Origin of the sequence: Corallincola spongiicola, assembly GCF_004284785.1 — a bacterium.
Classification (GTDB): domain Bacteria; phylum Pseudomonadota; class Gammaproteobacteria; order Enterobacterales; family Neiellaceae; genus Corallincola; species Corallincola holothuriorum.
On sequence record NZ_SHLY01000001.1, the window covers coordinates 564,842 to 589,867 of the forward strand.

Genomic DNA, 25,026 nt, shown 5'->3' on the forward strand with positions numbered 1-25,026 from the left:
TCCCCAAGCATTTTAAATTAGCAAAAAATAGGCCGGCGGCTGTGAAGGCACTGACAAAACTTCTAACGGCTCAACTCTAGCGCGATACAAAGAAGGAGAGACACGATATGGCAAGGATGATCTTAGTGTGTGGCCCGACTGGTGCCGGTAAAACAACCTATTCGTTGTCCCTTGCCAATGAGCTGGGCGCCGTCCGTTTTTCGATAGACCCATGGATGCAAACTCTGTATTCCAAAGATATGGTGTCACTGGATTACAGCTGGATGATCGAACGGGTGGAACGTTGTTACGCCCAAATATGGGAAGTAAGTAAGCAGATTTTGATGCTTGAAGGTATTGTCATACTCGATTTAGGTTTTACTACGCGTGAGCAGCGCGCGGCATTTGCCGACAAAGCAAGAGCGTTAGGTATTGAGCCAGAACTGCATTTTGTCGACGCCCCTAAGGCGTTACGGAAACAGAGAGTCTCACAGCGTAATGCGGAAAAAGATCCCGCAGTATACTCGTTCGAAGTTACAGATATGATGTTCAACTTTATGGAGCCAAGGTTTGAAGTGCCAGATCAAGCTGAGCTTAAATTTGGCTGTAAAGTAGAACCATAAGGAACGTGGTTAACCCACGCATTTTCACGCCACAAGATTTTTACTGCGCTAGCAGAAACTGGGTTAGCAGCTAATACACACGATTTGAAGGGATTATGAAATTTAAGTGGATTACCTGGGCGACAATGTTATGCAGCTTTGTCCCATGTTTGTGGGCAGTAGAGCTCCCTACCAGTGCCCGTTCAGAAACCGCCATTGCACAGGTCGAACCGGCATTAAAGAAGGCACTGGCAGCCAAAGGGCTGAAATACGGTGCGCCGATATTTATCCGTATATTTAAGACGCCTGGTGTACTCGAATTATGGTTGGAATCGGCCAGCGGTGAGTTTAAACATTTTAAAAGCTACGATATTTGCGATTTCTCCGGCGATCTGGGACCGAAGGTGAAGGAAGGGGATTACCAAAGCCCCGAAGGGTTCTACTTTGTAAACGCTGGACGATTAAACCCATGGAGCCAGTTTCACCTGTCTTTTAACCTCGGTTACCCCAATCGCTACGACCGTTATCATGGGCGAACAGGTAGCGCGCTGATGGTACATGGCAACTGTGTATCGATCGGCTGCTACGCGATGACTGATAGCTACATAAACGAAATATACGCATTAGCAGTTGCGGCGTTAAGGGCAGGGCAGCCCTATTTCAGAGTACATGCATTTCCATTTGAGTTAGAAAATGATGCGCTTGCCAAGTACCGGGACAATCAGTGGTACGAATTTTGGCAAAACCTTAAACAAGGTTATGACTACTTTAACGAACACAAACGCCCACCTAACGTCGAAGTGTCTAATGGTATCTATACCTTTGGGGCTTAGGCTAAAACAGCATCAAATTGATGCTTGCTTAGTGTCTAGCTAATACCTACACCCGATGCGATCGCTTGATAGATCGCGTCCGTTAACTGTGTAAGATCTTCAGCGGCAATAACGTATGGCGGCATGACATAGATCCGTGTGCCAAACGGGCGGATCCAAACTCCTTGTTCAACAAAGCATGCCTGGATCTCGGCGACGTTCACATCTTCTTTCACTTCAACCACGCCAATAGCACCGATGACACGTACATCTGCGACGGCAGCTAGATCGCGGCATTTAGCTAATTCACGATGGAGTTGTTGCTCTATTGCTGCCACTTGGGATTGCCACTGTTGCGTGGCCAGCAGGTCGAGTGAGGCACAAGCGACAGCGCAGGCGAGGGGGTTACCCATAAATGTAGGGCCGTGCATGAATACCCCCGCTTCACTTTCACACACACCGTTCGCGACCTTTTTTGTGCACACCGTAGCAGCAAGGGTCATGTATCCGCCGGTAAGTGCTTTGCCCACGGTGATAATATCCGGTACCACGGCACCACTTTCGCCGTGCTCAAGCGCGAACATTTTGCCTGTGCGGCCGAAACCTGTGGCTATTTCATCGAATATCAGCAGCGTATTATAGCAGTCACACAGTGCCCGTAGCTGGTCTAAAACGGCGCCATGATAGATACGCATACCACCAGCGCCCTGTACGATGGGCTCAATAATAACGGCAGCGATCTGTTCATGCTGTGTTGCTAGTAGCTGTGCCAGTGGCTCTAGCGATGCCGGGTTAAATTCGCCTTCGGTGATATTTTTTGGTGGCTCGGCGAACAGTTGCTTGGCCAATACGTTTTCAAACAGGGAGTGCATGCCTGTTTTGGGATCGCATACCGACATCGCCCCAAACGTATCGCCGTGGTATCCGCGTTTAAAGCTGACAAACTTGGTCTTAGCAGGCTGTTTATTTCCTTGCCAATACTGAAGCGCCATTTTCAATGCGACTTCGACGGCAACCGAGCCGCTGTCGGCAAGAAACACTTGTGACAATGGCTTAGGTAACAGTGCCAGTAGTTTCTTACTGAGTTCAATGGCCGGCGCATGGGTAAGGCCACCAAACATAACGTGACTCATTTTACTAAGCTGAGTGGTTGCAGCGTCATTAAGCGCAGGCACGTTATAGCCATGTATCGCAGACCACCATGAGCTCATGCCATCGATCAGTTCCCGTCCATCATCAAGCTTGATCCTGACACCGCTCGCGGACGCTACTCCGAAGCATGGCAATGGGTTTAGCGCGGATGTGTATGGGTGCCATAGGTGGTTCTTGTCAAAGTCGACATCAATATTTGGGTTGTTATTGCTCATTTAATGCTCTGTTGTAAACCTTGAGTTCTGGTCTGCGTTGACAGGGTCGTAAGCTGAAGTAGACTAGCGGGAATATCAAAAGAATCAATGGAAGAGTTATCCCGATGACTGAATCACCCCGTCACCAGTGGACCGTTAAACAGGTTGTAGAGCTATTCGCATTACCTTTTAACGATTTAATGTTCCAGGCGCAAACCGTTCATCGTGCCAACTTCGATCCGAACCAAGTCCAGGTCAGTACGCTGATGTCGATTAAAACCGGCGCCTGTGCAGAAGATTGCAAGTACTGTCCGCAAAGTGGGCATTACCATACTGATGTTGAACGCCAGCGCTTGCTAGAAGTTGAAAAAGTTTTGCAGGAAGCGGCTCAAGCAAAAGATAAAGGTGCAAGCCGTTTTTGTATGGGGGCTGCGTGGAGCAATCCAAAAGAACGGGATATGCCTTATTTGGTGCAGATGGTTGAAGGCGTGAAAGAGATGGGTCTGGAGACCTGTATGACGCTGGGCAAATTGACGGTAGAGCAAGCAGAAGTGCTAGGCCAGGCCGGGCTGGATTACTACAACCATAACCTAGATACCTCGCCTGAATACTATGGTGAAATCATTACCACCCGAACTTATCAGGACCGCTTAGACACGTTGTCCCATGTGCGTTCTGCAGGAATGAAAGTATGTGCAGGTGGTATTGTCGGTATGGGGGAAAGCCGTCAGGACCGTGCCGGTTTGTTGGTGCAATTGGCTAACTTGCCAATGCAGCCAGAAAGCGTACCAATTAATATGCTGGTTAAAGTAAAAGGCACCCCGCTTGATCAAGTGGATGACCTCGACCCATTTGAGTTTATTCGCTCTATTGCCGTCGCGCGTATCTTGATGCCAGCTTCTTATGTGCGTTTGTCTGCTGGCCGCGAAAAGATGAATGACCAGATGCAAGCTTTGGCTTTCCTTGCTGGTGCCAACTCGATTTTCTATGGCGACAAGCTGCTGACAACACCCAATCCGGAAACTTCTGACGATCACCGCTTGTTCAATACGCTGGGCATCAAAGTGGAGCAGCGCGAAGAAGCCAGTGACGAGGCCCATGAGCAGGTTCTTATGTCCGCCGTGGTTGAAAGCCAGCAGGACAAAATGTTCTACGAAGCCAATTAATTGCGATGGCGTTTGAACATCTGGCAGATGAATTAGATGCGCGCCGTTTAGCGTCATTGCAGCGGCAGCGACATCTATTCGTTACCGGCAGTGGTCGTTATTTGGCGTTGGATCAGGAAGGTGACGGTCAGCGTTATCTTAATTTCGCCAGTAATGATTATCTTGGCCTAGCCCATCACCCTAAAGTGATCGCAGCATGGAAAGCCGGCGCAGATAAATACGGTTGCGGTTCAGGTGGCTCCTTTCTTATTACGGGCTATAACCACGCCCATGCTGAGCTGGAAGAAGCTGTGGCTGACTTTGCTGGCCAGCAAAGTGCATTGCTGTTTAACTCTGGCTTTGCGGCTAATTCAGCCGTGTTAGCTACGTTGCTGACCAAAGAGGATCTACTGATCCAAGATAAGCTTAATCACGCCTCTTTAATTGACGGTGGATTGAACTGCGCCGCACGAATGACCCGCTTTAAGCACAACGATCTGGCCAATCTTGGGCAACGTCTTCAGCAATCTGGTCGCAACAAACTGGTGGTGACTGAAGGGGTTTTCAGCATGGATGGTGACACCGCGCCGATCCATGATATTGCTTCTTTGTGTAATCAACACGACGCTTGGTTGATGGTTGACGATGCCCATGCGTTTGGTGTGACCGGCAACGGCCGCGGCAGCCTAGCCCAGGTAATGCCGCAAGCGATCCGTATCTATATGGCAACCTTTGGCAAAGCGTTAGGCGTTGGTGGTGCGTTTGTTGCGGCCAGTAATACGGTGATCGAGTATCTGAAACAGTTTGGTCGTCACTACATCTACACAACATCAATGCCACCGGCACAAGCGTGTGCCGTGCTTGCTTCACTCAGCTTAGTGAAAGAGGAGCCGTGGCGCAGAGAGTTACTTGAAAAAAACATTATGCTATTTCGCCAACAAGCTGCTGATGCCGGTTTACCGCTGGGTGACTCGAGCACGGCTATTCAACCTGTTTTGCTTGGCGATGTAGCTATCACCATGGCGTTAGCTGAGCGCCTTAAAGAACGCGGCTTTTGGGTAGGAGCGATTCGACCACCAACCGTGCCGGTCGGCGGCGCGAGATTAAGGATCACCATCAGCGCCAGCCATGAAGCACAAGATATAGCAGCACTTGTCACCGCAATCGCAGAGGAATACAGGGTTGTCGTCGAACAGCAGTAAACAACGTATCGCAACCAGTTTTGGCCGTGCTGTAGAGAGTTATGATGATGCCGCAAGGCTGCAGCGTTATGCTGCCGAATGTTTGTGGCAATGTTTAGACCCAAGCCCGACGCTCGGAGTTGCGGTGGATTTAGGCTGTGGCACGGGCTTGCAGCTAAGTAAGATCCAGCAAAACGCCGATACCGTTATCGCTATCGACCTATCGCGGGGAATGCTCAAGCATGCGCAATGCCAATACCCTGATGATTCATGCCTTTGGTTGCAGGGGGATGCGGAGTCTTTGCCACTATTAGACGCGACCGTTGATACCTTGTATTCCAACCTCATGGTGCAATGGTGCCACGACCTAGACCAGGCATTGCGGGAGATCTACCGCGTATTAAAGCCTGGTGGGCGCGCGGTAGTTTCAACCTTATTGCGTGGTTCACTGGCTGAATTAGAACAAGCATGGCGCTCAGTGGATGATTACCGCCATGTGAATGACTTCCTCAGCGCGGAGCATATTTCAGAACAACTACAGACACAGCGTTTTAGCGTGGCAAGACTTCAAGTTGAACCGCTGACACTTGAGTACCAGCGATTGACTGCATTAACCCGAGAATTGAAGTCGGTAGGTGCTAATGTGGTGACCGAGAATAAGCGCAAGAGCCCTTTGAGTAAGTTAGATGTGCAGCGGTTACTTTCGGGCTACGAACCATTCCGCCTGAGCAATGATAAGTTGCCGGCGACCTATCAGATCGGCGTGTTGGTGTTACAGCGTTAAGCAAAAGGGATGATGTGAAAACAGTATTTATAACCGGCACAGATACTGACGCCGGCAAAACATTTACGTCGGTTCAGTTAATTCACTGGTGGCAAAACCAAGGACTGTCGGTGGCTGTATCGAAACCTGTTGCAGCAGGCGGGACACTCAATCCCGCAGGTAGGCTGGAAAACGAGGACGCCTTAGCGCTGATGGCTGCGACGCAGTTGGAAACAACTTACCAAGAGGTCAATCCATACTGCTTTAATGCACCAGCGTCTCCCCATATCTCTGCCGCACAAGATAACGCTCAGGTATCACTTGCCGAGCTACAACAACATCATCAGGACGTGATAGCAAAGCGCGATGCCGATATCTGCTTGGTAGAAGGTGCGGGCGGTTGGATGGTGCCGATTAATGATAGTGAGCTACTTTCAGGTTTACCTATTACGATGCGGTGGCCGGTCATTTTGGTGGTGGGAATGAAACTTGGTTGCCTTAATCATGCCTTGTTAACGGCAGCGCAAATAAAAGCGCAGGGTGGTCATTTGGTTGGGTGGATAGCAAACTCGCCGTTGCCTGAGATGGAATTCTTAGCAGAAAACATTGATACCTTGGCATCGCTTATCGATGCGCCACTGATCGGGACAATTGGCTATCAACAAACAGAGGTGACCAATTTCGATTTGGTTTTGTAGGCATTGTGCAGCGTTTTCCCACGATGGAAAACGCTGACTTGCTGAAAGGCGTGTTAGCTACTGCGATTTATCAGGCGTTAAGAACGTCGTCGCCATCTTTCAGTGTCACAGCATCGACTTGGTAACGAAGCACCTTACCATCGGTGTCGCCATGATAGGTGTGCTGTTCTCCCTCAACTTTTATACAGCATCCCTCTGGCAGGGCGATGACCCGCTGATCTTGAGCAACGGTCAGGTATTCTGCCAAACGTTGACTGCGTGATTCTCCGTTATGACCGGGTAAAGTTGCATCGGTGAAGTGTGGATTTATCTGGTAAGGCACCAAGTTTAACGCATTGAAACTCGGCGGACAGACGATCGGCATGTCATTGGTGGTGCAAATCGTTGGGCCAGCCATATTGCTGCCAGCGCTCCAACCAATATAAGGCGTACCAGCGTCTACTTTGTTTTGGATCGCATCGATCAACTTTTGATCGTATAACGAAGCAAGTAATTGGAAGGTGTTCCCACCGCCCACCAATATCAATTCAGCGGCTTGAACGGCTTTGATCGGGTCCTGCATATCAGTGATATTGGTGATATCCAGGTTTAAAGGTTGTAGCGCCTCGGCGACCATACGGTGATATACGCTGTGACTGATGGTGACACCCGCATAAGGGATGAAAACAGCCTTTCGTATACCGCTCGGCAAAAAGTCACGGACCATCGCCAGAGGCTGCGCCAGGTAGGCATTATCGCGATAACGTGAGCTGCTTAACAATAAGAGTTTTTTCATAATTTTGGTTAATATTTTGAAATGCTTTTTGAGCTAGATCTGTAGTTCGAACTACCAGAATACACTATATTGGAATCGTGCATTTGAGCAAATCTCAGATGCAGCGTAGCGAAAGTTGCGCATGTCTCCCAAAATACCGTCAAAGCCACCTGCGTCACAGGTGGCTTTTTATTTGGTTACATTTTTTTACCTACTAAATGAAGTAAAACTCCATTGAAAACGGTCTTAACGACCATACCTATAAAATAACTATGTACTAAGAGGTGTTTTCATTTATGAAGCGCGTTTTACTGTTTATTGCAACGAACCTGGCCGTTGTATTAGTGCTAGGTATCGTATTGAACGTTATCTTTTCCGTGACAGGCTTACAGTATGGTCGTGGCAACATCGCGTCTCTACTTGTACTGGCAGCCGTGTTTGGTTTTGGCGGCTCTTTCATTTCACTGGCCATATCTAAGTGGATGGCGAAACGTTCCACTGGGGCGCATGTTATTACCAATCCAGCGAACGAGACCGAACGCTGGCTAGTCGATACCGTTCAGCGTCAGGCGGCCAAAGCGGGCATTGGTATGCCAGAAGTTGCCATCTATCCTGGTCAGGAGATCAATGCCTTTGCTACTGGAATGAAACGCAATGATGCGCTGGTAGCGGTTAGCGTTGGTTTGCTTAATAACATGACCCGTGATGAAGCAGAAGCCGTGTTGGCCCATGAAGTGAGCCACGTGGCGAACGGCGATATGATCACGATGAGTTTGCTGCAAGGTGTAGTAAATACCTTTGTTATTTTCTTTGCCCGTATTGTTGCCAATATTATTGATAACTTCTTACGTGGCGATGAAGAGGGTGGCGGTTTAGGCGGTTTTGCTTACTTTGGTGTTGTTATGGTACTCGAACTGGTATTCGGGATCCTGGCAAGTACCATTGTTATGTGGTTCTCACGGCAACGAGAGTTTCGTGCTGATGAGGGCTCTGCACGGTTGGTAGGTAAAGAGAAAATGATCGCAGCACTCGAACGATTGAAGCAACCAGCTCCTGAAACACAGTTGGAGGGGCAACTTGCGGCCTTTGGTATCAATGGCAAAAAGAGTATGTCTGAGTTCTTTATGAGCCACCCCCCGCTGGATAAGCGTATTGAAGCGCTGCGCAATATGCGTTAAAAAATTTACCGTGATTAAATAAGCCCGCACTCTAGCGGGCTTTTTTTCGGAGTAAAGCGACTGTGTCAAACCAAGTTGTAGATCGTAAAAGCATCACGCCTTATCAATGGAACCAAGGATGTTTTGGTTGGCATCTTCTGGCTGATCCTAAGCTCAGTGTTATCGAAGAGGAGGTTGCACCAGGGGCGGGCGAGGTGCTTCATATTCATCATCAAGCACAACAATTTTTTTATGTTTTAAGCGGCGTTGCCACCATCATCACAGCCAGCCAAGACTTCCACTTGAAGCAGGGGCAGGGTGTAGCAATAACACCCGAGACACCCCATCAGCTAAAAAATAATGGCACTGAAGTACTGCGTTTTTTGGTTATTTCATCCCCTCCGACAAAAAACGACAGAGAAAACATTTGCGCTGGGTCTAACTAATTGCCCGTTTAAGGGTGTAGGCTGAACTCAGGCTCACTGGAGGAATTCTATGCAACACTTTGATTTACCATTGAAGAATCGTCCTAAAAACATCGTCGTACTGACTGGCGCAGGTATATCTCAGGAGTCTGGCATACGTACGTTTAGGGCGGCTGATGGTTTGTGGGAAGACCACAGAATCGAAGACGTTGCGACTCCGGAGGGGTTTGCCCGTGATCCAGCCTTGGTGCATCGATTTTACAATGCCCGACGCCAACACCTGCAGAGTGATGATGTGGTACCTAACCCGGCTCATCTTGCACTCGCAGAATTTGATCAAGCGGTTTCGGGCCAACTTTTGGTCGTTACTCAAAACGTCGATGATCTACATGACCGCGCGGGCCAGGCGCAATTGATCCATATGCATGGTGAGTTATTAAAGGCACGTTGTGCGGTTAGCGGCCATGTGACCCGTGCGCCGTTAGTTTTGGACGAATCAATGAAGTGTGACTGCTGTGGTTTGAGTGAGACATTGCGCCCTGACATTGTTTGGTTTGGCGAAATGCCAATGGAGATGGATCGGATCTACCAAGCACTATCCTGCGCTGATATGTTTATCTCCATAGGTACGTCGGGCAATGTTTACCCTGCAGCAGGTTTTTGTCGCGAAGCAAACCAAGTTGGAGCGTGCACGGTTGAACTGAACCTGGAGCCATCATCCACCAGCTCGGAGTTTCAATACACATTTTATGGCCCCGCAGGCAGTTTGGTGCCTGCATTTATCGATTATTTAAAGAGGTTACCCGTTGCAGGTAACTAGCCGTCGCTGATTATGTTGAATTCACCTTGGTTTCCAGAGTTTCTTACTATCGTGGTTATCCATGGCTTAGCAGTGGCAAGCCCTGGGCCTGATTTTGCGGTGGTGACCCAAACGGCGATCCGGTCGGGCAGACGCATCGCGATGATAACCGCACTAGGGGTGGGCACCGCAATTCTCTGGCATGTTGGCTTGTCGTTGGCAGGGGTGTCACTGCTCTTTCAACAGATGCCTGCACTATTAACGCTGTTTACGCTGCTTGCCGCTCTATACTTGGGTTACTTGGGCGTGTCAGCAATGCTAGCCAAACCAGCGGCAGATACGCTTAGTCAAAATAGCGAGCAGGTGATGCAGCGTTCCGCTTTCGTTAAGGGATTAATGACTAACGGTCTTAATCCAAAAGCGACGCTATTTTTCATTGCTTTGTTTGCGGTAGTGATATCGCCTGAGCGTGATGTTGGTATTAAGCTGTTCTATGGCATCTATATGGCGTTAGCCACTGCTGCCTGGTTCTGTTTATTGGCGTGGCTTATTGGTAGTCCGAGATTTAGAAGTACATTGCAACGCAAGGGCTATTGGCTTGAGCGGATCACCGGCGTCGCGCTGGTTGTGTTAGCCATTAAGTTAGTCATTGATCTTGTCATCACTAACTGATCAGTAATGAGGCGAATATGAGTGATAAACGTTTGGTACACAGGTTACATGCTGATATCGCCATTGAATCGGAGCAACGCTACTATCGTGTCAGCACCACGATGGCGCTAAGTGGCTCCGAGATTAGCGACCACCTGTATCTCCGCTTACTGATGTTTTGTCTGTTTTACGATGAATCTCTACGGATAAACGCCAATGCTGAAAGTAAGGAGTTCCCAGATCTTTATACCGAAGATGAAGCGCTCGGCGTGGTTATCGCGATCCCCGCGGAGCATCAGCTGAAGCGCTACCTACATCAATTCGAAAATCTACATATCGTTCTGTTTGCCGATGAGCTAGACAACGAAGCATTCCGGCCCCACCTTTTTCAACAGACTAATGTTTGGTGCCTGGACAGGGCATTGGTTGAGTCGTTGGAGGCTGAAGATGAACTTAACCATCACTGGTCGTTGTCGCTGACCGATGACCAACTGAATGTGACTACGCGGCGATCTAGTTACGTTGGTAAGTTCTGCTTATGGGAAGGGATGCGTTCGAATATTGAGACAAAGCTTCACCTCCAGCGCTGATCCTCTATAATCCCCCTCAACTCATCGATCAGTTAGTGAAATATGTTTAACGATCCTAAAGATTCACCTGCTATTCAGCGGGCTATAAGTGGTGAATACAGCGTCAGTGTAAAACAGGTATTGAAAAAATCCTGGCAACTGACCCAGCAAAATAAACTGCCCGTGCTATTCGCATTTCTATTCGCAGTGGCCATCAATATTGGCGCTCAGCATATTATGAGTTTGATGCTAGGCGGCGGAGAGGGCGGTAATGAAGGTATCGATGGCGTAGCCAATTTGATAGCAACGTTGATCGCTGCGCCTTTCTGGGGCGGCTTGGATATGATGGCGCTGCGCCGTTCGCGTGGTGCGCCGGTTCAGGTTACCGACGTGTTTAATTACCTGAAATACTTTGCGCCACTGGCACTGGTACAGGTGCTAATTACCATATTGTTACAACTGGGCTTAGTGTTGCTGTTATTGCCTGCGATCTATTTAGCGGTCGGTACATCGTTCGCCATCATGCTGATGCTGGATCGCGGCATATCGCCGACCAAGGCGGTTTACCTCTCAATACGCGCTGCCCACCATCAGTGGTTTAAACTGTTTCTAGTGTTCTTGGCACTCACGCCGGCAATGGGTCTGGCGGCGATTCCTTTGGCTGTATATTTATCTGGTCAAGGCATGGAGCAGGTACAAAGCACCATGATGTTCAGCTTACTCCTGATTTGGGCTGTACCCATGCTGTATTTCGCTAAAGGGGTGATGTTTGATGCCATTTTTGGTGATGCAACCGTAGAGGAACCAGTCGAACGTTCCTCGACAGATGATGGTAGTTTTTCCGCATAGAGCCAGTGAGAAGTATTAGTTGTATGGTGACTAGAGATACCCGCTTCATTTTCAGTATTGCCCTGATCTCGGTGCTGAGTTTAAGCATGATCAGCTATTTTCGTACGCCAGACGTTGTTGAAAAGGAAGAAGTGGCGAGCGCCAAAGATCTTCCTGATTTCGCCGCCATTGGCGATGTCAAAACGAAGAAAATCGCCTTCTTTCGCTACCTAAAGCCATTTGTGATGGCGAACAACGCTGAGATTTTAGAAATGCGGCGCCAAGTTGAAGGGTTCCTCGATGAGCTGCAAGCAAAAGGTAGCTTGTCGGCGAAGTCTCTCTATCAACTGCAGGCGATAGCCGTGCGTTACCGTATCCAGTCATTTTCAGTATCAGATGAAAGTCTCAACAGACTATTAAAGCGCCTGGACATATTACCGTATGAACTTGTGCTGGTGCAGGCTGCAAACGAGTCCGCCTGGGGAACATCAAGATTCGCTAGGGAAGGGTATAACCTGTTTGGGCTTTGGTGCTATCGCCAAGGCTGTGGCATGGTGCCGAAGGCGCGCAATGACGGCGCCGTCCATGAGGTCGCCCGCTTCGCTTCGATGGAAGAGGCGGTTTACGCTTACTTCTTGAACCTTAATACCCATCCAACCTATAAGCCGCTTAGAGACATTCGCCAAGCCCAGCGTGAAGAACAACGGCAGATCAATGCTAACGAGTTGGTCTCTGGATTGGTGGGATATTCTGAACGTGGTGAGGCTTACGTTGAAGAGCTAGCCGCTATGTTACGCTACAACGCCAAGCTATTTACGGAGTTAACACAATGACATCGTGCAGTACAAAACTGTTTGTTGGTTTACTGCTAACCATCGGCTTGGCGTACGGCACGCAGGCGAATGCAAATACCTTAACGATGGAATACAAGCCATTCTATCAGCGACTTAAGGTGCTTTATCAAGGTGACTACCCTGATTCTAATATCGTTTTTCGTCTACTAGAAACTGGTGCTAGTAACGCGGCATGTGCCATCGAGTCAGGAAAAATATTTAATAAAAACTATGAGTTACCACTTGTCTATACAAGCGAGTCAGTATTGTTAATTCCTTATGATAGGAAGCTGTACAGTGACAAAGCGGTTGTCGCCTTACAAACAAAACAGCCATGCGAATTGACCATTGCATTAGCGCTAAAAAGACCAAAGGCCAGTTATGACGCCGACGAGTTGGTTAAACAACTAAACCAGCTTTACGCACTGATGAGGGATTTTGCGGGAGTCAGCAAGTTTATGCTTCCAGAAATTGTCGGTGCCACACTATCTTTCGATGCAGAGAGCGAAGTAACACTAATTTCGTCAGAGGCTGGGAATGACGTAACCGTGTTAGTTAGCCAAGCCGATGAGATACAACTTTCATTAGCGCAGCTATCGATGGCAAACCGATTAACCATGAGTTCGGTACCAACCTCTATCCGACTTTGGTTGGCACCGAAGAAGTAATTAGCTGACTTCTATTATTTCTAAGCGTTCACCTGCGTTGATATCTTTGTTAACAGGCTGGCTAGCGAATGTTTCGTTATCGAAGGCGGTGTCACCATCTTCAACAGGTGCACCGGTCGCTTCTATTGAAGCAAAATCGTATAGCTGATGATCTGCTAGGTGAGATGGAACAACATTCTGCATCGCCCGAAACATTGTTTCTATCCGTCCAGGGAACCGTTTGTCCCAGTCACTTAGCATCGCCTTGACTGATTGGCGCTGCAGATTTTCCTGAGAACCACATAAGTTACATGGGATGATCGGGAATCCTTTATGCTCGGCAAAAGGGATGATGTCTTTTTCTCTACAGTAAGCCAACGGACGAATAACAACATGCTCACCGTTGTCGCTAACTAATTTAGGTGGCATTGATTTCATCTTGCCACCGAAAAACATATTCAGAAAAAGCGTCTCCAAGATGTCATCTCGGTGATGGCCAAGGGCAATTTTAGTCGCACCAATCTCTTTTGCGGTTCGATAGATGATGCCGCGACGCAACCGACTACAAAGTGCGCAGGTTGTTTTTCCCTCAGGCACTTTTTCTTTAACAATACCGTAGGTGTCTTCCTCAACGATCTTGTACTCAACGCCGAGATCTTCAAGATAAGCAGGCAGGATATGCTCCGGAAAACCAGGCTGCTTTTGATCCAGGTTGACGGCCACTAGCTGGAAATAAACCGGTGCACTCTTTTGTAAATTTTGCAGGATCTCAAGCATGGTGTAGCTGTCTTTACCGCCGGACAAGCAGACCATGATCTTGTCGCCCTCTTCGATCATATTAAAGTCAGCAATAGCACGCCCGACAGAGTGGCGTAAGCGCTTATGTAATTTATTGAAGTTGTACTGTGCTTTGGGTTTCATGGTGCGCCCTGAAGTTCGATGACAGATCAAAGAGGGCGCACATTATACGGATTGCCGCTAGATAAGGTAAGCGTTATTAACTAGCAGATGTAACTACCTACCTCGCCGCACCTGCTAGGCGACGCATCAATTTTGCGCCGGGCAATGCTAAACGAAAGTGAATATGCCGACGTTTTGTCTTTGTATTCTTGTGAATGTCACTTGCAGTAGGCTGAGCCATAGTCGCTTGTTCAGTGTCTACCAGTGAACAGCAAACAGAGGTAAGGAACCGATAAACCTGCAACAACTCCACTAATTGCATGTTGGCATACTCACTGTCGTAATCACCATAAACGACACCTTGGCGAGTAATAAGTAGCGTTGAAGAGGGGTCTAGTTCGATATCTCGTTCATCATAATTATGCAACCAAGCAGCAAACAGTGAACGAATAGGGCAGGTAGTGGGCATATCTGAGAACCACTTAAAGGCGCTGTCACGATTGACACCAACAATCTTGATACCTTCGAGGTAACGCCGTGGTTGGCCTTCGTATATTGTGGCATAAAGCCCCATCGGTACATGGGTTTTTTCATATAGCGAATTGGGCTGCTGATCTATCCAACTCAGTATATCTTCAGCTAAGGTCGCTTTACTGCGCCGCAACTCTTCGAGCAGCGCTTCACTTTGTTTAACGTGCATAAGGCTATCCCTTTTAAGGTGCAGCCCTTTAACTCATAGCTACACCGACTGTTCTCTGGACAGCGGGGCTTCAAGCCCCCCAGGCTATTGTTATTATTTTTTACCTTAATCATCAAGTTCAACCGGAGAGACAAACCCCGCCGGTTTAAGTGCTAATACATCACAGTTCAAACTGTCGATTATGTGCTCAGCGGTATTCCCAATCAGAGCCGCTGACAAACCTGTTCTACCGATAGAACCCAAAATCACCAGCTCAGCATCAAGATCGTCAGCTAAACGGGGAATAATATCTTCCGGCAGGCCTTCTTTTACGTGGCAGTTGCACACATCTATACCGCCATGTTCAGCTTGTTTATGTAACTCTTTCACATGGTGATCGCAAACTGCCTCGTTATAAGATTTAGGATCAAATTCTGGGATCTCAATAGCGATATTCACTGGTGTACCCGGGTAGGTATTAACCAAATGAACATCCGCATCCAATAGCGTTGCCATATCATTGGCCGCCGTGACGATCTGCGTGTTCAACGAGATGTGCGCCTCTTCTTCACTGCCGGAATTCACCGCAGCAAGAATGTTACCTTTAGCTGGCCAGGCATGTTGTTTTACCAGCAGCACAGGTACGGGTGACTTGCGCATTAAGTGCCAATCAGTTGGTGTGAAAATAACAGACTTAAGTTTGTCATGTTCATGAGTGGCTTTGACAATCAGATCATGGCCATCACGGAGCACTTCCTGAATGATTGCTTCAAAAGGACGATTGTGCCACACGACTTTTACCTGAATAGGCAGCTCGCGATCAGCATAGCCATCAATAACTTCAGTTAACCATTCTTCACGCTGGCTGATCACACCACGGCGCATAGCTTCACGCTCTTCGCCGGAAAGCATGGTAGTCATCTCATAGGAAAAGTCATAAATTGCCAAGAAGACTTTGATCTGCGCACCGGTCTTTTCGGCCAGTTCAACAGCCCGACTAAGTGCCCCTTGCTCACTACGCGTAGGGTCAACAACGACAAGTAGAGAATTGAAGTTTGCCATACATCCTCCAAGCCCAAAATAAAGGGGGTTTGTGCTAAGGATAGACTACTGGGCTCGTAGTTAAATGTAGGCTTTTTAAATCAAAAACGGTAGGGAAGGAGGTTGCGCTGGATCAACCATTAACCAATCCAGCGCAAAAACAGATGAGAGATGTTACTCGCCGCTTGCGCCGGCTAGCTCGGTCAATTGGTCATCATCTAAAATAGTGATGTATTTGCCCTTAACTTCTATCATTTCGCTTTTCTGGAAACGTCCGAGAAGTCGGGAAATAGTCTCTACCGTCAGGCCGAGATAATTCCCTATATCGCCGCGAGTCATGCTAAGGCGGAACTCTTTTGAGGAGAATCCACGTTCACCAAAACGACGAGACAAACTGTAAATGAAAGCGGCCAACCGCTCTTCAGCACTCTTCTTACTAAGTAAGACAATCATCTCTTGGTCGCCAACAATTTCGTTACTCATCAAGCGCATTACCTGATGACGAAGTTTGGGCATGGCACCAGACAGGTCGTCTAATGTGTCGTAGGGGATCTCGCACACCATCGCAGTTTCTAATGCTTGAGCAAAGCTCTGATGTTGACCCGTGTTAATGGCATCAAAGCCGACAATATCACCAGCCAAATGGAAGGCGGTAATTTGCTCTTCACCTTGCTCAGTGATGGTATAACTCTTAACAGTGCCAGAGCGGATGGCGTATAGCGCCTTAAGCTCGTCGCCGGCTTGAAAAAGCTCATCACCTTTATGGATCGGCTTTTTCCGCTCAATGATCTCGTCTAACTTATCGAGTTCACTATCGTTAAGTGTAAAAGGAATGCAGAGTTGGCTGATACTGCAGTTTTGACAATGAATTGCACAGGCGCCGTTCATAACTCTAGAGCCTGCGGCTCCACTGGCTTTATCGTATCCCATTACGTTACCTAAATATTGCACAGATACGTAATGATACACACTATTTACCTTGTTTAGAACCAACTGGTACGTTCTAGCGCACTATATAGTGTCAACAATCCTAAACTAATAACCATGATCCCAAACAAGTTACGTAACTGTTTGTTCTTTAGTACTCTTTTAACCTGCTCACTAAACGTACCAATACCTATCATTGTTGGCATTGTACCGATGCCAAACGCCAACATTATTGCAGCCCCATGCCATGGGCTATCAGCGCTTAACGTCCAAGTCAGTGTCGAGTAAACCAGACCACAAGGCAGCCAGCCCCATAGAAAGCCGTAACAGGCAGCTGATTTCAGCGAGGTGATAGGTAGAAACTTAACTGAAATCGGCTGCAGCTTCCGCCACAAACCCTGGCCGACCAATTCAAATTTGGCTAAGCCTAAGTACCAGCCCGAAATATAGAGTCCAGCCAATACAATCATCAAGCCTGCCAGCAACTCAAATGCTGTGACAATAGATTTAAGCGCCGACAATGAGGTTAAAGAGGTAGACGCAGAGGCAATAAGTGCACCTGCAATAGCATAACTACTAACACGACCGAGTGATAAAAACAGTGAACGCAGGAATGCATGGCGATTTGTGCCAGTGAGAATTGCAGATGCCAGGCCACCGCACATACCCGCACAGTGGCCACTACCTAGCACGCCAACCATAAAAGCCGCGACGACTTGATTTTCAATCATTTGGCGGACTTGCCTGACTGTGCTTTGGTTGCGTCTTTCACAGGGGTGTTTCGCTTCTCATCAAACAGAATGTCACTCCCATGGCGCTCCAAATCCTCAAACTGTTCACTACGCACGGCCCAAACGAAAACGCCAATGGCGACAAAGACAAATATAATCGCGATAGGGATCAATACATAAAGTATGCTCATTTTCGATTCAGTAACCTTAGTGAGTTGGAGACAACGAGTAGACTGCTTAAGCTCATACCAAGTGCTGCGAAATAGGGCGCGATATATCCGCTGACAGCCAGCGGAATAATGCATAAATTGTAGGCCAATGCCCATGCCAAGTTTTGCTTGGTAATACGCATCGCACGTTTTGACAGATCCAATGCATCAATCAAAACCGTTAACCTGTTACTGGGAAGGATCGCATCTGCGCTGACCTTAGCCAAATCCGTACCGCCGCCCATGGCTACTGAGCAATGGGCCGCAGCCAGCAGTGGTGCGTCATTAACACCGTCGCCAACGGCCAAAGTATATTCGCCATCATTTTGCTTCTGGCGAATATATGCCAACTTATCGGCAGGACGTTGGCCAGACAGATAACGTTTAAGAGACAAGGCCAAGAATGACTTTTTCAATCGGTTGGAGTCATCACCCGTTAAAATAGTGGTTTGGATCTTTCGCGACTGCAGCGCTTGCAATGCGCTGCTGGTATCTTGTCGCAAATTATCGTCAACATAAAAGGCGCCAACAGGGTGTTCGGAAAAGCAGATCACAGCGCTGGCATCTAGCCATGGGGTAGGGATTGAAATACCATTTTCTTGCAACCAACCAGGGCGCCCTAACCAGATTTTCCTTTGTTCGATTGAACCTGTAACACCATCACCATGGTATACCTGAATATCATGGACTTGGGGTAAGGGCAGCGATAGATGACGTGCCTTAGCCATAATAGCAACTGCTACCGGATGCTGTTGCCCTAGCTCAAGCGCTGCGGCCTGACTTAAAACCTCATTCTCTGAGTGACCGGTCGCAACCGCAAACGTTGAAACGACAAGGTCACCTTCGGTTAAGGTGCCTGTCTTATCAAAAATTACTTCGGTTACCTTAGATAAGGCTTCAAGCACGTTACCACGCCTAACCAACAAACCTAGTCGACTCAGATTGGCATAGGCGCAGGTAATTGCAGTTGGCGTGGCCAAGCTTAACGCGCAAGGACACGTCGCCACGAGTACAGATAGAGTGATCCAAAAGGCTTCAGAGGCATCAATCTGTAACCAAGCAATATACGTAGCAATCGAAATAATGAGTAAGCCCGGCACAAACCATTTAGCGATCGCATCTGCAATGTGGGCTATTTTAGGTTTATCTTGCAAGGCCGAGGCTTGTAGCCGTACAACATCGCTCAACACGCTATTATTGCGGCTGCGTAGCACCTGACCAGTAACTATCTGATCGCGGTTAACGCTGCCGGCATAAATAGTTTCACCGACACTTTTTTGCACAGGATAACTCTCACCTGTGAGCATCGATTCATCAAAACGGCTTTGACCGGTACTAATGATGGCGTCCGCGGGAATAGTTTCCCCGGGGACGATACGAATGAGATCACCTTCCGTCAGTATTGACGCTGCGACCAGTTCATACTCCCCGAACTGGTTTTGCTTATTGGCCTTAGCTGGCAACAACTTAAGCAGATTCGAACCTGTTTCGCTGGCGCGCCGCCGCGCTTTCATCTCCAGAAATCGTCCTAACAATAGGAAAAAGGCGAACATAGAAACCGATTCGAAATAGACTTCGCCAGTGCTTAAAACGGTGGCATAGGCACTACTTGAATAGGCTAGAAGCAAGGCAATTGAAACAGGAAGATCCATGTTTAACTGCAAAGCTTTCAGTCCTTGGAGTGCGTTGCGATAAAAGGGTAGAGCGGAGTAGAGTATGACGGGTGTGGCCATAATCAAACTTGTCCAGCGCAAAAGATCCCTGAACTGATCCTCTAAGTCACTGAACACGCCAAAATAGAGCCCAATTGCAAACATCATCACTTGCATAGTCGCAAGCCCGGCGATCCCTAAACGTATTAAATAACGTTGATACTGCTTGCGAAACTCAGCCTCTTCAACGCCGGGCTGAAAAGGCGTTGCACGATAGCCAATGGAGCGTAACTGAGCGAGGATCTCAGACAGCTTTATCTCTGACTGCTCCCAAGCGATGACGACCCTGTGGGTTGTTGTGTTAACGCTGACCTTGTAGACACCGGCAAGTTGCCCAACATGGTGCTCTATTAACCAGGCGCAGGCCGCGCAGCGAATACCATCAATGGTCAGTATGGTTTCATTGTGATTTTCGCTGTTGGTGGCAACGAACTCTTGCTGTACTTCCTGAAGATCATAGGCGAGCAATTCGTTGAGTTGCTCCGTATTCGGTACATCTGTTTTGTCTGAGTCTGTTGTGCGGTAGTCATAAAAACTTGAGAGCCCGGCATCGACAATGCTTTGCGCAACCGCTTGGCAACCGGGACAGCACATCGGCTGTTCGTTGCCGCCAATCGTTACAACTCGGAGAGGGCCCGCAGGTATGGGGTCACCGCAGTGAAAACAGTCAGTCAAGTATCGCTCCTAAAACTGCAGGCCTTCTATTGTGCACAACACGAACGCTATGGGAGCAGCGCAATCTGTGTTTCGTTGGGGTAGGTGAAGGTTTTCTGCAGACGCCAATCATCGGTTAGAGATTCAATAGATAATCGCCACTTACCATCAAAAGAGCCATCGATGGAGGTGCGATAATCACCATTGGCATCAGCGGTTAACAGTTGATGGATATCGCGGTCACTGATGGTTGGGTGATACAGGTGAATGCGTAAGGCGCCAAGCGTGGCCGGAACAGTACCTTGGTGACTTACACGCAATTCAACGTCGCCAGACTCGGCTTGCGCAATCAAAACTTTGAGCGCGATACCTAGTTCGGCAGCGTGTTTTTCTCGCGCTAACTCAAGGTTAATTGCCTTTCCTTCTTTATAGTAATCGTCGATTACCATGTTGGGCGCATTGTTTGCGGCAATATATAGCGTGCTAAAACTAGCAATAACTGCCGCGCTTGGCAGTGCGATCAGAAACCAGGGCCAAAACTGCTTATACCAGGGAGTTTGCATAACGATTCCAATGTAATAGGGCGGCGCTATTATACTGCGCTAGCTTGAACCTGACACTAGTGCAGAGCGTCTTTAACAGAAGAAATAAAAAAGCCGCTTAAAGTAAGCGGCCTTTATTCCTGAGAGCAGGCTTATTCAGCTGGCTTCTCGGGGTTGGATAAACGGTAGACGTAGGCTGAGATAATATGAACCTTGTCTTCACCTAGAATATCTTTCCAAGCAGGCATCACACCGTTACGCCCGTTACGCAGCGTTTCTAATACCGCGCTACGTGAACCACCATATAACCAGATGTTGTCGGTTAAATTCGGCGCACCAAGTGCTTTATTACCTTTACCATCGGCACCGTGGCAGGCTGCGCAAACTGCGAACTTCAACTTACCAGCTTGCGCTTCCTTATCGTTTACCTTACGGCCAGACAAGCTCAAAACATAAGAAGCAAGTTCTTCGATCGCTTGCTCGCCCATTGAGCTCCAGCCCGGCATTACACCTTGACGACCGTGCAGTAACGTCTGACGGATTGTTTCAGGCTCACCGCCATACAACCAAGCGCCATCTGTCAGGTTAGGGAATCCAGTACCACCACGGGCATCAGAACCATGGCATTGCGCGCAGTTTTGCAGGAACAAACGTTGCCCGATACGCAATCCTTCCGGATCATAGGCCAACTCAGCGATAGGCTTCTCAACGAAAGGTTTCAATACCTCAGCAAAGCGTGCATCTTTCATCGCAACTTCACGATCGTATTGAACAATACCTTCGCCTTTAGCTGCTTCAGCGCGTGATTGCGCTAGCGATAAGATGCCTTGGTTAGAGCTTTTCCACCCCAGCAATCCGCCAAAGTTACCTAACCCAGGATACAGTGCTAAATAGCCCAAACCAAAGATGAAGGTCACGATAAACATGATGCTCCACCATCTCGGCAGCGGGTTATTCAACTCTTCAATGCCGTCGAAGCTATGGCCCATACTCTGGCCCTCTTCAACACCCATTTTGTCTTTTAAACACCACCAAAGAATGCCCGCACAAAGTATCAAGCATGCAAAGGTGAGGACGATAATCCATAAACTCCAGAAGGTACTCATTCTTTAAGACTCCTGCTTGTTGTCTTTTTCCTGTTGGGCATCTTTGTCGTCAAAAATCATGTTCGCGGCTTCATCGAACGCTGACTTCCTACGCTTACTGTACGCCCAGACAACAATCCCAATAAAAACCACCAGGATGATGACAGTGATAACACCTCTAAATGTTCCGTAATCCATCATCGCACCTTATTTGAGTGCTTTACCGAGTGATTGAAGATAGGCCACCAATGCATCAATTTCGGTTTTGCCTTCAAGCGTAGCGACGTCAGCTTCGAGTGCCGCGTCATCGCCATATGGCACACCAAAATTATCGCGGAAAACCTGCATTTTCTTCAGCGTAAGTTCGCTAGATACAGCATTTTCAGCTAACCACGGAAAGCCCGGCATATTCGATTCAGGGATCACTGCGCGAGGATCGATCAGGTGTAAACGATGCCACTCATCACTATAACGCCCACCAACTCGAGCCAAATCTGGCCCGGTACGCTTAGAGCCCCAAAGGAATGGATGCTCCCATACCGACTCTCCGGCCACAGAGTAGTGACCATAGCGTTCAGTTTCAGCGCGGAATGGACGGATCATTTGACTATGGCAGCCGTTACAACCTTCACGGATATATATATCGCGGCCTTCCATCTCTAACGCGGTATATGGACGCAAGCCATCAACTGGTTGCGTTGTTTCCTTTTGGAAGATGAGCGGTGTGATTTCAACCAAACCGCCAAAGCTAATGGCGATGACGATAAATATCGCCAACATGCCAACATTTTTTTCTATAAGTTCGTGTGAAAATTTCATCTGTTTCGCGCTCCCTTATGCTGGCTGAACTTCGCCGTCGACCACTTCTTCAAGTGAGCCGTCGGGCGCTGCTATGGTCTTGAAGGCGTTATATGCCATCACGAACATACCTGCCAGGAAGAACACTCCGCCAACAAAACGCACGAAGTAGAACGGATACGATGCTTCTAGTGCTTGCACGAAGCTGTAGGTGAGGGTGCCGTCGGTGTTAACCGCGCGCCACATCATCCCCTGCATTATACCGCTGATCCACATAGCTACGATGTACAACACCACACCGATTGTTGCTAACCAGAAATGTACATTCACTAACTTAGTGCTGTACATGCGGCCTTGGTTAAACAGAGCTGGGATCAAGTGGTAAACAGAGCCAATAGACACCATTGCAACCCAACCTAACGCACCGGAGTGAACATGACCAATGGTCCAGTCGGTGTAATGGGAGAGTGCATTTACCGTCTTAATTGACATCATTGGACCTTCAAAGGTCGACATGCCATAGAAAGACAGAGAAACAATAAGGAAACGTAACACGGGATCGGTACGCAGTTTGTGCCAAGCGCCTGACAGAGTCATGATACCGTTGATCATTCCCCCCCAAGACGGGGCGAATAGAATAATTGACATTACCATGCCAACAGACTGTGTCCAATCGGGCAGGGCGGTGTAATGAAGGTGATGTGGGCCTGCCCAGATGTAAAGACTGATCAATGCCCAAAAGTGAACAATTGATAAGCGATATGAGTAGACCGGACGTCCAGCTTGCTTAGGTACGAAGTAATACATCATTCCCAAGAAACCTGCGGTCAGCAGAAAACCTACCGCGTTATGTCCATACCACCACTGAACCATCGCGTCGACAGCGCCAGCGTATATTGAGTATGACTTCCACAGTGATACAGGCATCGCCATGCTGTTAACAATGTGTAGTATGGCAACGGTGATAATGAAAGCGCCAAAGAACCAGTTTGCCACATAAATATGTGACGTTTTACGAATAGCGAGCGTACCAAAGAACACCACAGCGTAGATGACCCAGACGACAGCAATTAAGATATCGATTGGCCACTCAAGTTCTGCATACTCTTTTGAAGTAGTCAGCCCCATCGGCAAGGTGATTGCCGCGGAGACAATAACGAGCTGCCACCCCCAGAACACAATGCTAGCTAACGAGCCACCAAAGAGTTTTGTCTGACAAGTGCGCTGGACAACATATAAAGATGTCGCCATTAATGCACAGGTACCAAATGCGAAGATAACCGCATTGGTATGAAGAGGTCTTAATCGGCTGTAGGTCAGCCAAGGAGTTTCAAAATTTAATGCTGGCCAGATTAACTGGGCCGCGATTAGAACGCCGACCGCCATGCCGACAATTCCCCAGATGATGGTCATCACTGTGAATTGGCGTACTACGGTGTAGTTATAATCAGCGTGAGAGGTGGTTGCTTGGCTCATATTCGGGCTTCCGCTGCTGCTTTTTGCTACGTTGTTCGACTTAAGAGGTCGAATCGTTAAATTGTTATGGTGTTTCAGTAAAAGCGCCAGTTAAAATCACAAAATATCAGTGGTTTTTAACCTAACGTTAAACCGGTCGGCATTCTACGTCACTCATTTGTAAAAAGATAGCGATGACCCCACACAACAAATGGGCTTCTAATTAAAGATTTTCGTAGTGAGAGAAAGCGCATGCTAATGAATACATTCCACAAGCTTTCACCATTTTTGTTGGTAGTTTTTATCGCCTTTTTTTTGCCGGCTTGTGAGAAGCACGATGCATCAAAAGTAACGGATAGTAATGATTGTCGCCCACAGCTAGCTAAATGCAACATAACAGTCGCAGGCGTAAAAGCTGAGTTTTGGCTCGAGCAGGAAGAGTACGCCAATGAGATCCCACTACCGATAAACATAACGCTTTCTGAGTCATCAGCTATTGTCATCGGTAGCAAACTGACTGGTGACAATATGTATATGGGATACATCCCCGTATTGCTCGACCAACATAAAGCGGGGCATTTTAAAGGTGATATGTATTTAGCGAGTTGCACCCAAAACGATATGCGCTGGATACTGACACTTGAAGTTCAGAAAGCTAACGCCGAAGTACTAGAACTTCAGTTCGTTTTTTCAGGGCCGAACTAGTCATTACCACGCATTCACCGACAAGATATTGCACCATTTTTGTTTTAGCTCATCTTACAGCGCTAACGGTCCTCGCATTATTAATGCATTAACTGACTAAATACTGAGAACACCGTGAGTGAACAGAAGTGGAAGTGGTTATTTAATTGCTTGATGGTACTGGGTATCGCAATGGTCGCTGCGGGTGTGCCTATATTTTTGTTTACCGATCTCGCCAGTACAGGTGGCGTTGCAGCCATTCGTTGGGTTGCGTTACTTATTGGCGGAGGGTTGTTTGTCCTGATCCCATCTAAAATATTTGTCACGCTCATCCTAATGCAAGGCGATAAACGGTAGCGTCTAATAACAGGTGATTTAACATAATATACATTATGCGCACTTAGTGATCGAGCTACATGC

General features: G+C 48.0%; 30 protein-coding genes. 16 read left to right on the top strand and 14 right to left on the bottom strand.

Annotated elements, in window-relative coordinates; genetic code table 11:
* Positions 1 to 107: 107 nt before the first annotated feature.
* Both EXY25_RS02435 and EXY25_RS02440 read left to right on the top strand, forming a co-directional pair.
* Positions 108 to 602 (top strand): P-loop nucleotide/nucleoside kinase family protein, encoded by a 495-nt coding sequence (locus tag EXY25_RS02435; RefSeq protein ID WP_114336611.1) that lies wholly within the window; start codon positions 108 to 110, stop codon positions 600 to 602.
* 95 nt (positions 603 to 697) lie between these two features.
* Positions 698 to 1,414 (top strand): L,D-transpeptidase family protein, encoded by a 717-nt coding sequence (locus EXY25_RS02440; protein ID WP_130565599.1) that lies wholly within the window; start codon positions 698 to 700, stop codon positions 1,412 to 1,414.
* 35 nt (positions 1,415 to 1,449) lie between these two features.
* On the opposite strand, the gene bioA is transcribed toward EXY25_RS02440, so the two are convergent.
* Positions 1,450 to 2,760 carry an adenosylmethionine--8-amino-7-oxononanoate transaminase gene (bioA, locus tag EXY25_RS02445; RefSeq protein WP_130565600.1) on the bottom strand — a complete coding sequence of 437 codons (1,311 nt, stop codon included), beginning with the start codon at positions 2,758 to 2,760 and terminating at the stop codon, positions 1,450 to 1,452.
* Between the two features lie 104 nt (positions 2,761 to 2,864).
* Between bioA and bioB the strand changes: the two genes are divergently transcribed.
* Genes bioB through bioD form a run of 4 tightly spaced genes read left to right on the top strand, consistent with a single transcriptional unit; the run spans position 2,865 to position 6,526 of the window.
* The gene (gene bioB, locus EXY25_RS02450; protein ID WP_130565601.1) at positions 2,865 to 3,905 is read left to right on the top strand and encodes a biotin synthase BioB; all 1,041 of its coding nucleotides are present in this window, start codon (positions 2,865 to 2,867) and stop codon (positions 3,903 to 3,905) included.
* 5 nt (positions 3,906 to 3,910) lie between these two features.
* Complete coding sequence (bioF, locus tag EXY25_RS02455; protein ID WP_114336607.1) at positions 3,911 to 5,086, top strand: 8-amino-7-oxononanoate synthase; 1,176 nt, start codon at positions 3,911 to 3,913, stop codon at positions 5,084 to 5,086.
* Positions 5,067 to 5,849 carry a malonyl-ACP O-methyltransferase BioC gene (bioC, locus tag EXY25_RS02460; RefSeq protein WP_165419231.1) on the top strand — a complete coding sequence of 261 codons (783 nt, stop codon included), beginning with the start codon at positions 5,067 to 5,069 and terminating at the stop codon, positions 5,847 to 5,849. The genes bioF and bioC overlap by 20 nt, the downstream gene beginning before the upstream one ends.
* A 14-nt stretch (positions 5,850 to 5,863) precedes the next feature.
* Entirely contained in the window at positions 5,864 to 6,526 is a 663-nt protein-coding gene (bioD, locus tag EXY25_RS02465) for a dethiobiotin synthase (protein ID WP_130565603.1), read from the top strand.
* A gap of 70 nt (positions 6,527 to 6,596) precedes the next feature.
* Here bioD and pepE read toward each other — a convergent pair whose 3' ends face one another.
* The gene (pepE, locus tag EXY25_RS02470; RefSeq protein WP_130565604.1) at positions 6,597 to 7,301 is read right to left on the bottom strand and encodes a dipeptidase PepE; all 705 of its coding nucleotides are present in this window, start codon (positions 7,299 to 7,301) and stop codon (positions 6,597 to 6,599) included.
* 275 nt (positions 7,302 to 7,576) lie between these two features.
* On the opposite strand from pepE, the gene htpX reads away from it, so the two are divergent.
* The 8 genes from htpX to EXY25_RS02510 all read left to right on the top strand — a co-directional run bounded on the left by htpX (position 7,577) and on the right by EXY25_RS02510 (position 13,210).
* On the top strand, positions 7,577 to 8,458 hold the full coding sequence (gene htpX / locus EXY25_RS02475; protein WP_114336603.1) for a protease HtpX: 882 nt from the start codon (positions 7,577 to 7,579) through the stop codon (positions 8,456 to 8,458).
* A 62-nt stretch (positions 8,459 to 8,520) separates the two neighbouring features.
* Entirely contained in the window at positions 8,521 to 8,883 is a 363-nt protein-coding gene (locus EXY25_RS02480; RefSeq protein WP_207232092.1) for a cupin domain-containing protein, read from the top strand.
* A gap of 49 nt (positions 8,884 to 8,932) precedes the next feature.
* A complete protein-coding gene (gene cobB / locus EXY25_RS02485) occupies positions 8,933 to 9,682 on the top strand; it encodes a Sir2 family NAD+-dependent deacetylase (protein ID WP_130565605.1) in 750 nt (249 codons plus the stop codon).
* 12 nt (positions 9,683 to 9,694) lie between these two features.
* The gene (locus EXY25_RS02490; protein ID WP_130565606.1) at positions 9,695 to 10,333 is read left to right on the top strand and encodes a LysE family translocator; all 639 of its coding nucleotides are present in this window, start codon (positions 9,695 to 9,697) and stop codon (positions 10,331 to 10,333) included.
* Between the two features lie 17 nt (positions 10,334 to 10,350).
* Positions 10,351 to 10,902 (top strand): YaeQ family protein, encoded by a 552-nt coding sequence (locus EXY25_RS02495; protein ID WP_130565607.1) that lies wholly within the window; start codon positions 10,351 to 10,353, stop codon positions 10,900 to 10,902.
* A gap of 42 nt (positions 10,903 to 10,944) precedes the next feature.
* On the top strand, positions 10,945 to 11,730 hold the full coding sequence (locus tag EXY25_RS02500) for a hypothetical protein (protein ID WP_114336599.1): 786 nt from the start codon (positions 10,945 to 10,947) through the stop codon (positions 11,728 to 11,730).
* Positions 11,731 to 11,753: 23 nt separating this feature from the next.
* A complete protein-coding gene (locus EXY25_RS02505; protein ID WP_130565608.1) occupies positions 11,754 to 12,542 on the top strand; it encodes a glucosaminidase domain-containing protein in 789 nt (262 codons plus the stop codon).
* Positions 12,539 to 13,210, top strand: coding sequence for a DUF2987 domain-containing protein (locus EXY25_RS02510; protein ID WP_130565609.1), 672 nt, complete (start codon positions 12,539 to 12,541; stop codon positions 13,208 to 13,210). Before EXY25_RS02505 ends, EXY25_RS02510 begins: the two co-directional genes overlap by 4 nt.
* Here the strand turns inward: EXY25_RS02510 and ttcA are convergent, their stop codons facing one another.
* The 12 genes from ttcA to ccoN all read right to left on the bottom strand — a co-directional run bounded on the left by ttcA (position 13,211) and on the right by ccoN (position 23,943).
* A complete protein-coding gene (gene ttcA, locus EXY25_RS02515) occupies positions 13,211 to 14,110 on the bottom strand; it encodes a tRNA 2-thiocytidine(32) synthetase TtcA (RefSeq protein ID WP_130565610.1) in 900 nt (299 codons plus the stop codon).
* A gap of 97 nt (positions 14,111 to 14,207) precedes the next feature.
* The gene (locus EXY25_RS02520) at positions 14,208 to 14,789 is read right to left on the bottom strand and encodes a hypothetical protein (RefSeq protein WP_130565611.1); all 582 of its coding nucleotides are present in this window, start codon (positions 14,787 to 14,789) and stop codon (positions 14,208 to 14,210) included.
* A 105-nt stretch (positions 14,790 to 14,894) separates the two neighbouring features.
* On the bottom strand, positions 14,895 to 15,830 hold the full coding sequence (gene uspE, locus EXY25_RS02525; RefSeq protein WP_114336594.1) for a universal stress protein UspE: 936 nt from the start codon (positions 15,828 to 15,830) through the stop codon (positions 14,895 to 14,897).
* Between the two features lie 153 nt (positions 15,831 to 15,983).
* On the bottom strand, positions 15,984 to 16,697 hold the full coding sequence (locus EXY25_RS02530) for an FNR family transcription factor (protein WP_233496388.1): 714 nt from the start codon (positions 16,695 to 16,697) through the stop codon (positions 15,984 to 15,986).
* Positions 16,698 to 16,792: 95 nt separating this feature from the next.
* A complete protein-coding gene (locus EXY25_RS02535; protein WP_130565612.1) occupies positions 16,793 to 17,467 on the bottom strand; it encodes a sulfite exporter TauE/SafE family protein in 675 nt (224 codons plus the stop codon).
* Complete coding sequence (gene ccoS / locus EXY25_RS02540; RefSeq protein WP_130565613.1) at positions 17,464 to 17,658, bottom strand: cbb3-type cytochrome oxidase assembly protein CcoS; 195 nt, start codon at positions 17,656 to 17,658, stop codon at positions 17,464 to 17,466. The genes EXY25_RS02535 and ccoS overlap by 4 nt, the downstream gene beginning before the upstream one ends.
* Positions 17,655 to 20,063 (bottom strand): heavy metal translocating P-type ATPase, encoded by a 2,409-nt coding sequence (locus tag EXY25_RS02545; protein ID WP_207232093.1) that lies wholly within the window; start codon positions 20,061 to 20,063, stop codon positions 17,655 to 17,657. Before EXY25_RS02545 ends, ccoS begins: the two co-directional genes overlap by 4 nt.
* Positions 20,064 to 20,110: 47 nt before the next feature.
* Complete coding sequence (locus tag EXY25_RS02550) at positions 20,111 to 20,605, bottom strand: FixH family protein (protein ID WP_130565614.1); 495 nt, start codon at positions 20,603 to 20,605, stop codon at positions 20,111 to 20,113.
* Between the two features lie 131 nt (positions 20,606 to 20,736).
* Positions 20,737 to 21,690 (bottom strand): cytochrome-c oxidase, cbb3-type subunit III, encoded by a 954-nt coding sequence (gene ccoP, locus EXY25_RS02555; protein WP_130565615.1) that lies wholly within the window; start codon positions 21,688 to 21,690, stop codon positions 20,737 to 20,739.
* 3 nt (positions 21,691 to 21,693) lie between these two features.
* Positions 21,694 to 21,867 carry a cbb3-type cytochrome oxidase subunit 3 gene (locus EXY25_RS02560; protein WP_114336588.1) on the bottom strand — a complete coding sequence of 58 codons (174 nt, stop codon included), beginning with the start codon at positions 21,865 to 21,867 and terminating at the stop codon, positions 21,694 to 21,696.
* 9 nt (positions 21,868 to 21,876) lie between these two features.
* Positions 21,877 to 22,488, bottom strand: coding sequence for a cytochrome-c oxidase, cbb3-type subunit II (gene ccoO, locus EXY25_RS02565; protein ID WP_114336587.1), 612 nt, complete (start codon positions 22,486 to 22,488; stop codon positions 21,877 to 21,879).
* A 15-nt stretch (positions 22,489 to 22,503) separates the two neighbouring features.
* Entirely contained in the window at positions 22,504 to 23,943 is a 1,440-nt protein-coding gene (ccoN, locus tag EXY25_RS02570; RefSeq protein ID WP_130565616.1) for a cytochrome-c oxidase, cbb3-type subunit I, read from the bottom strand.
* A 237-nt stretch (positions 23,944 to 24,180) separates the two neighbouring features.
* On the opposite strand from ccoN, the gene EXY25_RS02575 reads away from it, so the two are divergent.
* Positions 24,181 to 24,627 carry a hypothetical protein gene (locus tag EXY25_RS02575; protein WP_130565617.1) on the top strand — a complete coding sequence of 149 codons (447 nt, stop codon included), beginning with the start codon at positions 24,181 to 24,183 and terminating at the stop codon, positions 24,625 to 24,627.
* A gap of 114 nt (positions 24,628 to 24,741) precedes the next feature.
* Positions 24,742 to 24,963 carry a hypothetical protein gene (locus EXY25_RS02580; RefSeq protein WP_130565618.1) on the top strand — a complete coding sequence of 74 codons (222 nt, stop codon included), beginning with the start codon at positions 24,742 to 24,744 and terminating at the stop codon, positions 24,961 to 24,963.
* Positions 24,964 to 25,026: the final 63 nt, after the last annotated feature.

Coding starts and splice junctions, on each gene's coding strand:
- EXY25_RS02435 (WP_114336611.1), top strand. CDS start 108: ATGGCAAGGATGATCTTAGTGTGTGGCCCGACTGGTGCCGGTAAAACA.
- EXY25_RS02440 (WP_130565599.1), top strand. CDS start 698: ATGAAATTTAAGTGGATTACCTGGGCGACAATGTTATGCAGCTTTGTC.
- bioA (WP_130565600.1), bottom strand. CDS start 2,760: ATGAGCAATAACAACCCAAATATTGATGTCGACTTTGACAAGAACCAC.
- bioB (WP_130565601.1), top strand. CDS start 2,865: ATGACTGAATCACCCCGTCACCAGTGGACCGTTAAACAGGTTGTAGAG.
- bioF (WP_114336607.1), top strand. CDS start 3,911: ATGGCGTTTGAACATCTGGCAGATGAATTAGATGCGCGCCGTTTAGCG.
- pepE (WP_130565604.1), bottom strand. CDS start 7,301: ATGAAAAAACTCTTATTGTTAAGCAGCTCACGTTATCGCGATAATGCC.
- htpX (WP_114336603.1), top strand. CDS start 7,577: ATGAAGCGCGTTTTACTGTTTATTGCAACGAACCTGGCCGTTGTATTA.
- cobB (WP_130565605.1), top strand. CDS start 8,933: ATGCAACACTTTGATTTACCATTGAAGAATCGTCCTAAAAACATCGTC.
- EXY25_RS02490 (WP_130565606.1), top strand. CDS start 9,695: ATGTTGAATTCACCTTGGTTTCCAGAGTTTCTTACTATCGTGGTTATC.
- EXY25_RS02495 (WP_130565607.1), top strand. CDS start 10,351: ATGAGTGATAAACGTTTGGTACACAGGTTACATGCTGATATCGCCATT.
- EXY25_RS02500 (WP_114336599.1), top strand. CDS start 10,945: ATGTTTAACGATCCTAAAGATTCACCTGCTATTCAGCGGGCTATAAGT.
- EXY25_RS02505 (WP_130565608.1), top strand. CDS start 11,754: ATGGTGACTAGAGATACCCGCTTCATTTTCAGTATTGCCCTGATCTCG.
- EXY25_RS02510 (WP_130565609.1), top strand. CDS start 12,539: ATGACATCGTGCAGTACAAAACTGTTTGTTGGTTTACTGCTAACCATC.
- ttcA (WP_130565610.1), bottom strand. CDS start 14,110: ATGAAACCCAAAGCACAGTACAACTTCAATAAATTACATAAGCGCTTA.
- EXY25_RS02520 (WP_130565611.1), bottom strand. CDS start 14,789: ATGCACGTTAAACAAAGTGAAGCGCTGCTCGAAGAGTTGCGGCGCAGT.
- uspE (WP_114336594.1), bottom strand. CDS start 15,830: ATGGCAAACTTCAATTCTCTACTTGTCGTTGTTGACCCTACGCGTAGT.
- EXY25_RS02530 (WP_233496388.1), bottom strand. CDS start 16,697: ATGAACGGCGCCTGTGCAATTCATTGTCAAAACTGCAGTATCAGCCAA.
- EXY25_RS02535 (WP_130565612.1), bottom strand. CDS start 17,467: ATGATTGAAAATCAAGTCGTCGCGGCTTTTATGGTTGGCGTGCTAGGT.
- ccoS (WP_130565613.1), bottom strand. CDS start 17,658: ATGAGCATACTTTATGTATTGATCCCTATCGCGATTATATTTGTCTTT.
- EXY25_RS02550 (WP_130565614.1), bottom strand. CDS start 20,605: ATGCAAACTCCCTGGTATAAGCAGTTTTGGCCCTGGTTTCTGATCGCA.
- ccoP (WP_130565615.1), bottom strand. CDS start 21,690: ATGAGTACCTTCTGGAGTTTATGGATTATCGTCCTCACCTTTGCATGC.
- EXY25_RS02560 (WP_114336588.1), bottom strand. CDS start 21,867: ATGGATTACGGAACATTTAGAGGTGTTATCACTGTCATCATCCTGGTG.
- ccoO (WP_114336587.1), bottom strand. CDS start 22,488: ATGAAATTTTCACACGAACTTATAGAAAAAAATGTTGGCATGTTGGCG.
- ccoN (WP_130565616.1), bottom strand. CDS start 23,943: ATGAGCCAAGCAACCACCTCTCACGCTGATTATAACTACACCGTAGTA.
- EXY25_RS02575 (WP_130565617.1), top strand. CDS start 24,181: ATGAATACATTCCACAAGCTTTCACCATTTTTGTTGGTAGTTTTTATC.